Source organism: Micromonospora sp. U56, from assembly GCF_018070095.1.
Taxonomy (GTDB): Bacteria; Actinomycetota; Actinomycetes; order Mycobacteriales; family Micromonosporaceae; genus Micromonospora; species Micromonospora purpureochromogenes.
Genome location: NZ_JAGPYL010000026.1, coordinates 16,776 through 29,792, shown reverse-complemented (window position 1 = coordinate 29,792; position 13,017 = coordinate 16,776). Strand labels below are relative to the sequence as shown.

The window sequence follows — 13,017 nt, the reverse complement described above, 5'->3', positions numbered from 1 at the left end:
CCTACCCCGCTCACGACAGGTCCACGCAGACGTTGGTCAGTTCCGAGTAGAAGTCCAGCGAGTGCACGCCACCCTCCCGGCCGATGCCGGAGGCCTTCACGCCGCCGAACGGGGTGCGCAGGTCGCGCAGGAACCAGGTGTTCACCCAGACGATGCCGGCGTCCAGCCGGGCGCCGGCCCGGTGCGCCCGGCCCACGTCCCGGGTCCAGACCGTCGCCGCCAGGCCGTACTCGGTGCCGTTGGCCAGCGCGTACGCCTCGTCCTCGTCGTCGAACGGGGCCACGTGCACGACCGGGCCGAAGATCTCCTCGGTGTTGGTCCGCGCCCGCGCGCCGAGCCCGGTCAGCACGGTCGGCTGCACGTACGCCCCACCGTCGCGGCCGTCGCCGAAGCGCGGCACGCCACCCCCGGTGAGCACCTCGGCGCCCTCGGTCCGGGCCAGCGCGTAGTGGCCCAGCACCTTGTCCCGGTGGCCGTGCGAGATCAGCGGCATGTTCGCGGTGGCCTCGTCGGCCGGCCACCCGTACGCCAGCTCCCCGGCCCGCTTGGCCAGTCGGGCGGTGAACTCCTCGAAGACCGGGCGCTGCACGTAGATCCGCTCCGTGCAGAGGCAGACCTGCCCGCCGTTGGTGAAGCTGGAGCGCACCGAGCCGGCCACCGCCGCGTCCAGGTCGGCGTCGGCGAAGACCAGCCCGGCGTTCTTGCCGCCCAGCTCGAACGAGACGGCCTTCACCCCGTCCGCGGCGGCCCGCATGATGGCGCCGCCGGTGGCCGACTCGCCGGTGAAGGTGATCGCGTCGACCCCCGGGTGCCGGGTGAGGAACTCACCGGCCGAGTCCGGGCCGAAGCCGTGCACCAGGTTGAACACCCCGTCCGGCACGCCGGCGGCGGCCATCACCTCGGCCAGCAGCGTCGCCGAGGCGGGCGTCTCCTCGCTGGGCTTGACCACCACGGCGTTGCCGCAGGCCAGCGCCGGGGCCACCTTCCAGGTGAGCAGCAGCAGCGGCAGGTTCCACGGCACGATCACGGCGACCACACCGACCGGCTTGCGGACGGCGTAGTTCAGCGCCCGGCCGCCGGCCGGGGTGACCGTGGTGAACGACTCGGTCGGCGCGGTCGCCACGATCTCGGCGAAGGCCCGGAAGTTCGCCGCGCCGCGCGGAATGTCCAGGGTGCGGGCCTGCGAGATGGCCTTGCCGGTGTCGGCGACCTCGGCGGTGACCAGGTCGTCGAAGCGACGTTCCAGCTCGTCGGCGACCCGGCGCAGCACCTCGGCGCGCTCCCGCTCCCCCATCCGGCCCCACGGCCCGCGCAGCGCCGCCCGGGCGGCGGCCACCGCGTCGTCCACGGTGGACTTCGACGCCTCGACCACCTCGAAGACCGGCTCGCCGGTCACCGGGCTGCGCTTGGTGAAGCGTGGCCCCGCGTCGACGAACTCGCCGCCGACGAAGTGGCGCAGCAACCCCGGCCCGTCCGGCGCGCTCCCGGCCATCAGCCGCGCGTCCCAGAGCGTCATCCGCGCCTCCCCCGGCCGATCGCCGCACCCACCGCGCCGACCAGCAACGCCAGCCCGCCCGCGGCCACCGCCCCCACCACCGCGTACTGGCGGCGCACCCGGCGGCGCACCTGCGCGTACGGGGTGGTGGAGAAGGAGACCAGTTCGTACTGCGAAACGTACCGGCCGGGCAGCGCCCGTTCCAGGGCGTGCTCGACCCGCTTGCGGGTCTGGAACACCGGCGAGGCGACCTTGTCCCGCATCTCCACGAAGTTGGCCAGCGCCATCCGGGCGATCGCCTCGGCGTTGTCCTGCCGGCGCCGCTGGTAGAGCGGCAGCGCGGCGGACCAGTCGTCGTCGCACTCGTCCAGGCAGCGGTCCAGTTCGACGACGTCCTCCATGGCGCAGTTGGCGCCCTGGCCGTAGAACGGCACGATGGCGTGCGCCGCGTCGCCGAGCAGCGCCACCTTCCCGTCGACCTGCCAGGGCGCGCAGCGGACCGTGCCCAGCACCCCGACCGGGTTGTGCTGGTAGTCGTCGACCAGGTTGGGCGCGAGCGGGATCAGGTCCGGGTAGTGGGTGGCGAAGTGCCGCTCGATCGCCGCCGGGCTGCCCAGCGAGGCGAAGCTGGCGGTGCCGTGGGTGGGCCAGAAGAGCGTGCAGGTGAACGAGCGGTCCGGGTTGGGCAGCGCGATCATCATGGAGGTGCCGCGCGGCCAGATGTGCAGCGCCGACGGATCGAGGGCGAAGTCCCCGCCGAGCGGCGGGATGGTGAGTTCCTTGTAGCCGTAGTCGAGGAAGTCCAGGCTTTCGGTCAGCACGCCGTACCCGAGCAGTTGCCCGCGCACGGCGGAGCCGGCGCCGTCGGCGCCGAGGACGACCGACGCGGTGGCGGCGACCTTGCCCTGCGGGGTCTCGAAGGTCATCTCGCCGCTGGTCGGGTCGAGGCCGACCAGCCGGTGGTCGAAGGCGATCCGCACCCCGGGCAGCGCGGCGGCGGCGTTGAGCAGGGCGTTGTTCAGCGCGCCCCGGCTGATCGAGTTGATCGCCCGGTCCCCGGAGCCGCTGTACGACTGGAACTGCGGCTCGCCGGCGACCGGGTGGATCATCCGGCCGCGCATCGGCAGGGCGTCCGCCATCACCTGCTCGGCCAGGCCGATGCGGCGCAGCGCGTCCAGGCCGCGCTCGGAGAGCGCCAGGTTGATCGACCGGCCGCGCTCGACCCGCCCGGTCCTCGGGTCCGGCCGCCGCTCGTAGAGGGCCACCGGGTAGCCGCGTCGGGCCAGGTAGCAGGCCAGCAGGCAACCGGCGAGCCCAGCGCCGACCACCGCCACCTCGTCACGTTCCATGCTCATGGGCGCCCCTCGGCAACGGTCGCCGCCAGCGCGTCGGCGACCCGCCAGCAGTCGTGGTACGTGGAGTAGAGCGGCACCGGGGCGAACCGGACGATGTCCGGCTCCCGGGCGTCGGCGACCACGCCGTGCTCGTGCCGCAGCCGCTTGGTCAGCTCGGCCGCGCTGCCGGCGCCGATGCGCACCGAGAGCTGGCAGCCCCGCCGGGCGGGATCGCGCGGGGTGACCACGGTCAGCGGCCGGCCGGGGATCACCTCGTCGAGCAGCCGTTCCAGGTAGCCGGTGAGCCGGACGCTGCGCTCCCGCAGGGCCGGCATGCCGACGCTGTCGAAGAGCTCCAGCGAGGTACGCACCGGGCCCATCGCGAAGATCGGCGGGTTGGAGATCTGCCAGGCCTCCACGGTGGCCGGCGGCCGGGAGACCGGGGTCATCTCGAACCGGGTGGTCGCCTCGGTGCTCCACCAGCCCTCGAAGCGGGGCAGCCGGGAGTCGCCCAGGTGCCGCTCGTGGACGAAGACCCCGCCCAGCGCGCCGGGCCCGGAGTTGAGGTACTTGTAGGAGCACCAGGCGGCGAAGTCGACGTCCCAGTCGTGCAGCGCCAGCGGCACGTTGCCGGCGGCGTGGGCCAGGTCCCAGCCGACGATCGCGCCGGCCGCCCGGCCGGCGGCGGTGATCGCCGGGATGTCCATCAGCTCGCCGGTGAGGTAGTTGACCCCACCGAGCAGCACCAGCGCCACCCGGTCGCCCTCGGCGGCCAGATAGTCGGTCACGTCCTCGGTGCGCAGGGTGTCCTCGCCGGCGCGCGGCGTCAGCCGGACCACGGTGTCGTCCGGGTCCAGGCCGTGGAAGCGGGCCTGGCTGCGCACCGCGTAGCTGTCCGAGGGGAAGGCGCTGTCCTCGATGACGATCCGGGTCCGCTCCCCGGCGGGCCGGTAGAAGCTCACCATCAGCAGGTGCAGGTTGACGGTGAGGGAGTTCATCACCACGGTCTCCGCGGGCCGGGCGCCGACCAGTCGCGCGGCGGGCGCCGTCAGCAGCTCGTGGTACGGCAGCCACGGCCGCTCCGCCTCCAGGTGCCCCTCGACACCGAGCCGGCTCCAGGCGTCCAGGTCGGCGAGGAGTTCCGCGCGGGTGGCCCGCGGTTGCAGCCCGAGGGAGTTGCCGGCCAGGTAGGCGGTCTGCGGGTAGCGTCCGCCGTCCGCGGGCGGCACGTGGAAGAGGTGCCGGTGCCCGGGGTCGGCGGCGTCGAGGCGGTGCGCCTCCTGCTCCGAGGTCATGTCCCGCTCCCCGCTCACATCGCCGTCCGGGCCGACCACAGCTCCGGGAAGACCACCCGGGCCATGCTGCGTTGCAGCCAGGCCAGTCCGGCCGAGCCGCCGCTGCCGACCTTCGCGCCCATCGTGCGCTGCACGGCCTTGACGTGGTTCCACCGCCAGTCGCCGAACTGCTCGGCCACCTCGGTCAGCGCCTCGCCGAGCAGGCGGAGGTGGTTCTGCGGCCCGCCGTCGTCGTAGATCTCGACCCAGGCCGCCTCGACCGACGGGTGGGGCAGGTGCTCGACGGTGACGTCCCGCTCCAGCAGGTCGGCGGGGAGGCCGTGGCCGTGTCGGGCGAGCAGGGCGATCACGTCGTCCCAGAGGCTCGGCACGTCGAGCGCGGCGCGCAGCTCGTCGTAGACCTCCTCCTGGCGGCGGAACGGCCGGATCAGCGCCGGGTCGCGCAGGCCGAGCAGGAACTCCAGGTGCCGGTACATGGCGGACTGGAAGCCGGAGCCCTCGCCGAGCAGGTTGCGGAACCGGTTGAAGTCCGCCGGGGTCATCCAGCGCAGCCCGTGCCAGGCGGCGTTGAGCCCCTCCAGGTGCAGCGCGGCCCGGCGCAGCGGCGCCAGCGCCTCCCACACCCGGTCGGCGCGCAGGTCCTGCTGGGCCTGGCGCAGCTCGTGGCAGGTCAACCCGAAGTACAGCTCCATGATCTGGCTGACCATCAGGAAGGACATCTCGCCGGGGTCCGTGCTGAGCGGCTGCTGCAGGGTGTGCAGGGTGCTGGCGTGCACGTACGCGTCGTACGGCACCCGGTCGGCGAACTCCAGCGTGGGTTCGCCGCCGTTGCGGGCCGCCCGCGCGGTGCGCTGCTGCGGCGTGACCGGGCGCACCGCGGCGGTGCGGGTGGGCGCGCGCAGATCCGTCTGATCCACCTTGTCGTCTCCTCCGTGAGCCGGGTGACGACATGATGCCCTGGTCACAACGGCGTACGGAATGCCGATTCGACGGCGATCCGCAGTTTCACCTTTGGTGCGGAAGGCTCTTCTGCCGTTCGACCTGCGGAAGGTAAGGTCCACGCGTGGACGAGATGGACTGGGCCCTGCTGCGTGAGCTGCAGACCGACGCGCGACTGTCGTACAGCGAGCTGTCCCGGCGGGTGCACCTGTCCCCGCCGGCGGTGGCCGAGCGGGTCCGCCGGCTGGAGGAGTCCGGCGTGATCACCGGCTACCACGCCCACGTGGACCTGACCCGGGCCGGTCGCGGCGTGGTCGCGCTGATCCGAATGTCCTGCTACGGCTCGCGCTGCATCCTGCACGACCCGGACGTCGCCGGCTGGCCGGAGATCCGGGAGATCCACCGGATCACCGGCGACGCGTGCAGCATGCTCAAGGTCGCCGCCGGCTCGATCACCGAGTTCGAGGCGGTCATCGACCGGCTCGCCCCGTACGGCCAGCCGTCCAGCACGATGGTGCTCTCCACCCCGCTGGACTGGCACCCGGTCACCCCGCTGCCGAACCCGCCGGCCGGGGCGCCGGGCACCCGCCGCCGCTGACCGGGCGGGTTTGCCCCACGGCGAGCGGGAATGCAGGCCCGGACACCCGTCGCAGGATTCCGGCGCACCTGGCCGGGAGGGGAGAATCATGCGGGGGCTCAGCGCGTACCATCGTGCCTTTTCCACCGTCCTGGCGATGTTCGCCCTGGTCGCGGCGTTCGTCCTGGCAACGGCCACACCGGCCCGGGCCGGGGAGAACACCTTCGTCGAGGTCACGCCGAACACCGCGCAGGCCGGCACCCGGGTCAGCATCCGGGCCAGTTGCGACAACGCCAACAACCAGCAGGCCACCGTGCAGTCGGACGCCTTCGGCCGGGTGGTACTGCGGCCGGACAACGGCTTCCTGACCGGGGCGGTGACCATCCCGGGCAACAAGCAGCCGGGCGACTACCCGGTCGACCTGCGGTGCGCCAACGGAAACACCGCGTCGACCACCCTGACCGTGCTGAACATGGCCCAGCCGACCAAGGGCCCGGCGACCGGGGCCGGCGGCACCGCCGACGGCCGGGGCGCTGGCTCGCTGCTCCTGGTCGGCGGCCTGGCCGTGGTGACCGTGGTGGCCGGGCTCGGGATGTTCGGCGGGAGTCGCCGGCGGGCCGGGACGAAGTCCTGACCCCACGTCGCCATGACCCGCACACGCAGACGCACCCCGCGGTCGGGTCGGGACCGGGTCCGCGCCGCGGCCCGGCTGGCGGCCCGTGCGGCCGGCCGCTTCCGCCGGGTGGCCGGCCAGGCCTTCACCGCCAGCGTGACCACGACCGACCCGGTCGCCCACGCCCGTCCGGTACGGCCGGCGGCGGGGCCGGCCCGGTACGGCGGCTACCGGAGCCGGGGACCGGGCGCCGCGTTCATGGTGATCGCCACCCTGATGGCGCTGATCGTCGCGATGCTCGGCGTCGAGCAGGTGACCGGCCTCAGCGTCCTGCCGGACCGGTTCATCGCCGGCCTGCGCCCGGCGCCGAAGAAGTTCCCGGTGCTGCCGGGCAGCCCACCGACCCTGATCTCGATCTCCCGGATCGACGTGCAGGCCCCGGTGCACCACGTCGGGATCGCCCCGGACGGCAGCATCGGGGTGCCCGACGCCGCCCGCGCCCAGGAGGCCGGCTGGTACGACCAGAGCCCCACCCCCGGCCAGTACGGCCCGGCGGTGATCGTCGGGCACGTCGATACCTCCACCGGCCCGGCGGTCTTCCACGGGCTGCGGGACCTGCGCGACGGCGACACGGTCGAGGTGACCCGCGAGGACCGGAAGGTGGCGGTCTTCGAGGTGAACCAGGTGCAGCGCTACGGCAAGGAGGACCTGCCGGTGGACGAGGTGTTCGGCGACTTCAGCCGCCCGAACCTGCGACTGATCACCTGCGGCGGCCGGTGGGTGGGCGGCGAGACCGGCTACGCCGACAACGTCGTGGTGTACGCCTCGCTGGTGAAGGCGCGCGACCGGTGACCCGGCGGCGCCGGCGCCCCGCTCAGGCGGCCTCGGGCTCGCGCAGGTCGAGCCAGTCCGCCCAGCGCGGGTCGGGCGCCCGGTGACCCAGCACCCGCCAGGCGGTGCCCTTGGGGGCGGCGGGCAGGGAGTGCAGCCGCCAGCCCAGCTCGGCCGGGGTCTTGTCGCCCTTGGTGTGGTTGCACCGGGCGCAGGCGGCGACCACGTTCTCCCAGGCGTGCCGGCCACCCCGGCTGCGCGGGAAGACGTGGTCGATGGTCTCCGCGGGCCCCCGGCAGTAGGCGCAGCGCCCGCCGTCCCGGGCGAAGATCGCCCGCCGGGACAGCCCGACGTGGGTGCGGTACGGCACCCGGACGAAGCGGGTCAGCCGGACCACGGAGGGCACCGGGAGGGCGTCGCGGGCGCTGTGCAGGACGCCGTCGCCGTCGGCGACGCAGACCGCCTTGGCGGAGAGCACGAGGATGGCGGCGCGACGCACCGACACGACACACAGCGGCTCGTAGGTGGCGTTGAGAACCAGCGCGCCGGAGCCCACCGTGGGTCGTATGTCAGGCATCGTGCTCACCCTCCCGGTCCAGCTGCCCACCACTGGCCACGCCGGCCGCGCCCCGCGCAGCGGGGAACCACGACCGACGTCGGCGGGATCACCGACGTCCGTTGCGCCCATCGTCCCTGATAAGACCCGCGATTGCACGTACTAATCTCGCTTGTGCCAGACGGATCACCCGCACTGGGGCGGATCAGCGCCAGGAGCTGGGTGGCACCTTGCGTCGTCTGACGACGTTTGACGGCCCTTGTCGGTGTCAGTTGTGCCGGATCTGTGCCCGATGATCTTCCGCCCGCCCCTCCCCGGCTGCGCACTCTAGCCATCCCGTCGGCCTTCGTCCGCACCGTGGAGTGGGTGGGGCCTGCCCGGTCAGGGTGGAGCACCCAGCGGCTGAACGACCTTGACCGGGCAGGCCCCACCCACTCGGCTCTGCCCGGACGGAGGCTGTCGGGATGGCGCCACCATCCCGGAGTGCCGGAGTGCCCCGCCGGAGGCAAGCGCTTCGGGGACGGGGAACACTTCCAGCGGTATTGATCGAGGGCGCGGACGTAGTTGATCAAACCGGACGACTGCGGCCCCGACATGCCGCTACACCTGGCGTGGATGGCCGACGATGGTCACTGCTGGCCCCCCTTCGACGGCCTGGAAACGGCATGATCTTGAACCGGCCCTGGACACCGGTCGAGCACGCTCGGCCATAAGCTACGGCGGGTCCGAAGGCTGGACACCGTGCCATAACCTGGATCAAGGATGAGGATGAACGACCCCGCGAGCGTCTACCTGCCCACCGTGTTGGGCGGCGCGGCTGCCGTGCAGGACTACGTATACATTCTGGAACTTCGCGAGGACCCAGATCGCGAATCCTGGTCGTTGGTCTTCCAGGAGTGCGGCGAGCCTGACGAGCAGGATCGAGCGCTCGGGTGGGACACGTACTGGATTGAGGCTGGCGGGCGGAGTTGCTACGGCGGACTCGTGGAGTGCGAGATCCGCACCGACAAGCAACCGACCTTGCCGGCGATGCCTCCGCACGACCTGACTGAGCTGCGCCTCGTTCTTACAGAATCAGCTGCGGCGAGGCTTCGTCTGCCAACCGAGGTCTACTTCACTCTCCATCTTGACGAGAGCCAACTACAGATGGTCAAACAGGGCTTGGTACGCATCCTCAATTCTGGTCGGCCGGACTCGGCTCCTCGCCTCTTGCGGCTGTAACCCCCGCTACGCCCTGTGCCATCCCGTCGGCCGTCGTCCGCACACCGTGGAGTGGGTAGGGCCTGCCCGGTCAAGGTGGAGCACCCAGCGGCTGAACGACCTTGACCGGGCAGGCCCTACCCATTCGGCTCTGCCCGGACGACGGCTGTCGGGATGGCGCCAACCATCCCGGAGTGCCCGAGGACCCCGCCGGAGGCACTGCCCTTGTCCCGATAAACACCAAAGCCCCGGATCTGCCACACCCATGGCGGCCCGGGGCTTCGTCGTATGTCGCGCCGCCGGCGGGCTAACACCGACGCGCTGGCGGCCGTAGGCCAGAGGCGCGGCGGCGGGCCATCGGCCCGGCCCAGGTTCGGCGGCGCGAGCGGCCCGCGGCGCGGGCCGCCTTGATCTCGTACAGAAATTCCTCACATACATCCGAGGACACCCGTGTCCGGTCCCAGGACCTACGTGATGGATCGGTATCAGGACCTGGCTGACACCCCCCCCCTGTAGAACGCCGCCACTCGACCCGGGCCATGGCAGCACATCCGCATCCACCAGAGCCCGCAGCGTGGTACTGCTTCAAAGCGACAATGACGGCAGAAGCGGGCGAGCCTATGGCGACCAGTAGGACGGGCGGGCTGCTGCGGAGACCCGGGCAGCCGCAGCAGGCAACGTTCCTGGAACTGTTCTTCGACCTGGTGTTCGTCCTCGCGCTCTTCCGGCTCACGCAGGGGCTGATCCAGAATCTGACGTGGATCGGCATCTTCCAGACGCTGGTGTTGCTGCTGGCCCTGTGGTGGGTCTGGTCCCGCGTTGCGGGGACAACCGACAGGTTCGATCCGCAACGACCGCCGATACAGCTGCTGGCCATCGCGTCCATGTTTGGCATCATGGTGATGGCCGCCGCGACGCCGGAGGCGTTCGGCAAGCGAGGCCTATTCTTCGCGGGCGCGTACGTCGCCGTTCGGATTGGCGCCAGCGTCGTCCTCGTGCTCCTGCTGCGCGGCCACCAGGCGCAGCGCGCCTTCCTGCGGCAATTCTTCTGGTACGGCGTGTCCGCCGTGCCATGGATCGCGGGAGCCGTCGCGCACGATACGGCGCGTCTGGCGCTGTGGACGCTCGCGGTGGCCGTCGACTACACGGCGACCGCACTCCGCTTGCCCACACCGGGGTTGGGTCGCCTTGCGCGATCGGAGCTTGCGATCCTGGGCGAGCACTTGGCCGAGCGCTTCCGGCAGTTCTTCATCATTGCGCTCGGCGAGTTGATCCTGGTCACGGGTCTGGCGTTCGGCACCAGTGGCTTCGGGGCCGAGCACAGCCTTGCAGCCTTGGTGTATTTCACTACCACCGTGCTGTTGTGGCGAATCTATATCTACCGCGCTGGGCAGCTGCTGGCGGAAGCCATCGCGGCCGCCCCCGATCCGCTCCGCCTCAGCATCTCGGCAACCTACTCCCACCCGATCATGGTGGCCGGCATCGTCATCACCGCCAACTGCGTCGATCACGTCCTCGCCCACCCGTTCGGACACGCAGAGCCGATCTGGATCGCCATGATCCTCGGCGGGCCTGCGCTGTTCCTGGCCGGGCGCGGCATCTTCGAGTACGCGGTCTTCGCCCGCGTGTCCCGCAACCGGCTGATCGGTGTCCTGGTCCTCGCCGCCATCTCACCGGCGATGATCCGGGCGCCGCGGCTGGTGATCGCCATCGCCGCTGCTCTCGTCCTGGCCGCGATCGCCCTATCCGATACAGGCCGCGCCCGAGGACGCCCACCCGAACCGCCGTCACCGCCCCGCTAGCCGGAAGTGTCACCCACGTTCCGAAACTCCTCTGTCACGAACGTCCTGAGACCTGACAATCCGAGAACACCCGAGGAGCCCGACAGCCCGAGGAGCCCGGAACAGCTCGGGAGACAGTGGCTCAGAGGCGCGCTGCGTGCCCTTACAGGCCATCTAGAGCAGGCACTAGTACTCCAGCCGGGGATGTTGACCTTGGCCGAGCTGCGGTTCGATGTGGTGTGGGAACGAGGGCAGCCACCGTCGATCATGGACGGCTGTGTGGACTGACCATGACGCAGCGGTGGCTGCCGGATACAGGGTAGACGCCCAGCGGTGGCGGGTGTTGTTCGACGACCTGATGTTGACGGTGGGGCAGCGTTTCCGCAGGCCCGAGCCGCGTCGCCGGGTGCGTGACTTCGTTCGTGGGCTGTTGGCGCCGCTACCGCGGAAGAACTGCTGGACCATCGCCGAGCACGCCGGGGACGCTGGCCCGGACGGGATGCAGGACTTGCTGACCCGGGTGATGTGGGACGACGCCGAGGTTCGTGCCGATGTCCGCGAGTTCGTCGGTGAGCATCTCGGTGATGTCGAGGCCGTGCTGGTCATCGACGAGACGGGTGATCTGAAGAAGGGCCGGCACACCGTCGGTGTGCAGCGGCAGTATTCGGGCACGGCCGGGAAGATCGAGAACTGCCAGCTCGCCGTGCACCTGGTCTATGCCACCCAGGCTGCTCACGCGATGCTCGACACTGCTCTCTACCTGCCGAAATCCTGGTGCGACGATCCCGATCGCCGCGCCGAGGCCGGTCTGGCCCAAGGAGGGCACCTTCCACTCCCTCCGTCACTTCTTCGCCACCACGCTGATGAGCAACGGCGTCGAGCCCCAGGAGGTCCAGAAGGCACTGCGGCACGCCAGCCTGCGGATCACGCTCGAAACCTACGTGCACTGGCTGCCGAAGAGGGACCGGCCGCGCGGCCTGGTCGGCAAGATCCTCCGCCCCACCGCCACCGACCAGCCGGGGAGCGCACCCGACCAAGATCCACGCTAGGTTGTGCCCTGCTTGTGCCGGATGATCTTATCCGGGCGTTTTAGCAGGTCAATGCCGCTCCACCCCCCTCTATCGGGGATTGCACGTACTAATCCGGGCTCCCTCGTGAAGGTTTCTCGGCGCGTGTGAAGATGTCCGGTTCGCGGGCCGCCGTCCGGCGGGCGGGGGGTCGCCCGACGGTGGGTCGGCGGCGGGCCGCCGACGGTGTTGCGGTACGAAGACAGGGTGAGTGCCAGCAGCCTGACCTTCCCCGTCGCCGCCCCGACCCCCGACCCCGCACCCTCGGCCGACTGCCTCCAGGACACCTGGTGCAAGGGGGTGTTCGAGGTGACCGACTCGGTGTGGTTCGCCGAGGGCAGCTACTGGATCCTGCTCAAGCCGCTGCGGGTCGCGCTGATCCTGCTGCTGGCGTTCGCCGCCCGCTGGGCGTTGCACCGGACGATCAATCGGCTGGTCCGGACCACCAGCGTCGGCGCGGTGCCGACCATGCTCCGGCCGCTGCGCGAGCGCATCCCGTCGGCATCGCTCGATCCCACCGAGTTCATCCCCGAGCGGCGCCGTCAGCGCGCCGAGGCGATCGGCTCGGTGCTGCGCAGCCTGGTCACCGCGTTCGTGTTCGGCATCGCGCTGCTGATGGTGCTCAAGGAGTTCAGCTTCGACCTGGCTCCGCTGCTGGCCAGCGCGGGCATCGCCGGCGTCGCGCTGGGCTTCGGCGCGCAGAGCCTGGTCAAGGACCTGATCGCGGGTCTGTTCATGCTCATCGAGGACCAGTACGGCGTGGGTGACACGGTGGACCTGGGTGAGGCGACCGGCGTGGTGGAGTCGGTGGGGTTGCGGGTGACCACCGTCCGCGACGGTCGCGGGGTGCTCTGGTACATCCGCAACGGCGAGATCGTCCGGGTGGGCAACAAGAGCCAGGGCTGGGCCCTGGTGGTGGTGGACCTGCCGATCGGCTTCGCCGGCACCGAGGAGGCGAGCGCCGTGCTGCGTACGGCGGCGGCCTCGGTGGCGATGGACCCGGAACTGGCCGCGGAGATCGTCGAGGCGCCCGAGGTGCTGGGCGTCGAGCAGATGACCGTGGACGGCGCGGTGATCCGGACGGTGGTCAAGACGACCGCGGACGGGCAGTTCGCGGTGGGCCGGGAGCTGCGCCGCCGGCTGGCCGAGGCGCTGGAGAACTCCGGCATCACCGCGAAGATCGCGGCCGCCCGGCTCTACCCGGGGCTGCCGCAGACCGGCGGGATCGGCCCGGCCGGGGCGCCCGGGACGGTGGGCACCCCGGGCACCGGTCAGGGTGGGGCCACCTGACCTGCCGGGCAGGACGGAATCGGGGAGTCCGAAATCTGG

Annotated in this window: 12 protein-coding genes and 1 pseudogene; 8 read left to right on the top strand and 5 right to left on the bottom strand. The window is 71.5% G+C overall.

Going from position 1 to position 13,017, the window contains the following annotated elements; all coding sequences use genetic code 11:
- Positions 1–10: 10 nt before the first annotated feature.
- Genes KBX37_RS12105 through KBX37_RS12090 form a run of 4 tightly spaced genes read right to left on the bottom strand, consistent with a single transcriptional unit; the run spans position 11 to position 5,041 of the window.
- Positions 11–1,492, bottom strand: a complete 1,482-nt coding sequence (locus KBX37_RS12105) for a 2-hydroxymuconic semialdehyde dehydrogenase (protein ID WP_210776033.1) — start codon at positions 1,490–1,492, stop codon at positions 11–13.
- A gap of 20 nt (positions 1,493–1,512) precedes the next feature.
- Positions 1,513–2,850 (bottom strand): NAD(P)/FAD-dependent oxidoreductase, encoded by a 1,338-nt coding sequence (locus tag KBX37_RS12100; RefSeq protein WP_210776001.1) that lies wholly within the window; start codon positions 2,848–2,850, stop codon positions 1,513–1,515.
- The gene (gene kynU, locus KBX37_RS12095; RefSeq protein WP_210776000.1) at positions 2,847–4,124 is read right to left on the bottom strand and encodes a kynureninase; all 1,278 of its coding nucleotides are present in this window, start codon (positions 4,122–4,124) and stop codon (positions 2,847–2,849) included. Before kynU ends, KBX37_RS12100 begins: the two co-directional genes overlap by 4 nt.
- Positions 4,125–4,138: 14 nt before the next feature.
- Positions 4,139–5,041, bottom strand: a complete 903-nt coding sequence (locus KBX37_RS12090) for a tryptophan 2,3-dioxygenase (protein ID WP_210775999.1) — start codon at positions 5,039–5,041, stop codon at positions 4,139–4,141.
- A 146-nt stretch (positions 5,042–5,187) separates the two neighbouring features.
- On the opposite strand from KBX37_RS12090, the gene KBX37_RS12085 reads away from it, so the two are divergent.
- The 3 genes from KBX37_RS12085 (at position 5,188) to KBX37_RS12075 (ending at position 7,105) form a co-directional block, all read left to right on the top strand.
- Positions 5,188–5,661 (top strand): Lrp/AsnC family transcriptional regulator, encoded by a 474-nt coding sequence (locus KBX37_RS12085; RefSeq protein WP_210775998.1) that lies wholly within the window; start codon positions 5,188–5,190, stop codon positions 5,659–5,661.
- 136 nt (positions 5,662–5,797) lie between these two features.
- Positions 5,798–6,274 (top strand): hypothetical protein, encoded by a 477-nt coding sequence (locus tag KBX37_RS12080; protein ID WP_210775997.1) that lies wholly within the window; start codon positions 5,798–5,800, stop codon positions 6,272–6,274.
- 12 nt (positions 6,275–6,286) lie between these two features.
- Positions 6,287–7,105: a class F sortase gene (locus KBX37_RS12075; protein WP_210775996.1), complete on the top strand. Its 819-nt coding sequence runs from the start codon at positions 6,287–6,289 to the stop codon at positions 7,103–7,105.
- A gap of 22 nt (positions 7,106–7,127) precedes the next feature.
- Here the strand turns inward: KBX37_RS12075 and KBX37_RS12070 are convergent, their stop codons facing one another.
- Complete coding sequence (locus tag KBX37_RS12070; RefSeq protein ID WP_210775995.1) at positions 7,128–7,661, bottom strand: HNH endonuclease; 534 nt, start codon at positions 7,659–7,661, stop codon at positions 7,128–7,130.
- Positions 7,662–8,408: 747 nt separating this feature from the next.
- Between KBX37_RS12070 and KBX37_RS12065 the strand changes: the two genes are divergently transcribed.
- The 5 genes and pseudogenes from KBX37_RS12065 to KBX37_RS12045 all read left to right on the top strand — a co-directional run bounded on the left by KBX37_RS12065 (position 8,409) and on the right by KBX37_RS12045 (position 12,978).
- Entirely contained in the window at positions 8,409–8,861 is a 453-nt protein-coding gene (locus tag KBX37_RS12065; RefSeq protein ID WP_210775994.1) for an Imm10 family immunity protein, read from the top strand.
- 575 nt (positions 8,862–9,436) lie between these two features.
- Positions 9,437–10,642: a low temperature requirement protein A gene (locus tag KBX37_RS12060; protein WP_247657767.1), complete on the top strand. Its 1,206-nt coding sequence runs from the start codon at positions 9,437–9,439 to the stop codon at positions 10,640–10,642.
- Positions 10,643–10,979: 337 nt separating this feature from the next.
- A pseudogene (locus KBX37_RS12055) lies at positions 10,980–11,534 on the top strand (IS701 family transposase); the annotation flags it as partial.
- The gene (locus tag KBX37_RS12050; protein WP_247657765.1) at positions 11,485–11,670 is read left to right on the top strand and encodes a hypothetical protein; all 186 of its coding nucleotides are present in this window, start codon (positions 11,485–11,487) and stop codon (positions 11,668–11,670) included. The pseudogene KBX37_RS12055 and the gene KBX37_RS12050, both read left to right, overlap by 50 nt.
- Before the next feature lie 225 nt (positions 11,671–11,895).
- Positions 11,896–12,978 (top strand): mechanosensitive ion channel family protein, encoded by a 1,083-nt coding sequence (locus KBX37_RS12045; RefSeq protein ID WP_210775993.1) that lies wholly within the window; start codon positions 11,896–11,898, stop codon positions 12,976–12,978.
- The last annotated feature ends 39 nt before the right edge of the window (positions 12,979–13,017 follow it).

Excerpts from the sequence above, each read along its gene's own strand:
- KBX37_RS12105 (WP_210776033.1), bottom strand. The coding sequence starts at position 1,492 with ATGGCCGGGAGCGCGCCGGACGGGCCGGGGTTGCTGCGCCACTTCGTC.
- KBX37_RS12100 (WP_210776001.1), bottom strand. The coding sequence starts at position 2,850 with ATGAGCATGGAACGTGACGAGGTGGCGGTGGTCGGCGCTGGGCTCGCC.
- kynU (WP_210776000.1), bottom strand. The coding sequence starts at position 4,124 with ATGACCTCGGAGCAGGAGGCGCACCGCCTCGACGCCGCCGACCCCGGG.
- KBX37_RS12080 (WP_210775997.1), top strand. The coding sequence starts at position 5,798 with ATGTTCGCCCTGGTCGCGGCGTTCGTCCTGGCAACGGCCACACCGGCC.
- KBX37_RS12075 (WP_210775996.1), top strand. The coding sequence starts at position 6,287 with ATGACCCGCACACGCAGACGCACCCCGCGGTCGGGTCGGGACCGGGTC.
- KBX37_RS12070 (WP_210775995.1), bottom strand. The coding sequence starts at position 7,661 with ATGCCTGACATACGACCCACGGTGGGCTCCGGCGCGCTGGTTCTCAAC.
- KBX37_RS12065 (WP_210775994.1), top strand. The coding sequence starts at position 8,409 with ATGAACGACCCCGCGAGCGTCTACCTGCCCACCGTGTTGGGCGGCGCG.
- KBX37_RS12060 (WP_247657767.1), top strand. The coding sequence starts at position 9,437 with ATGACGGCAGAAGCGGGCGAGCCTATGGCGACCAGTAGGACGGGCGGG.
- KBX37_RS12050 (WP_247657765.1), top strand. The coding sequence starts at position 11,485 with ATGAGCAACGGCGTCGAGCCCCAGGAGGTCCAGAAGGCACTGCGGCAC.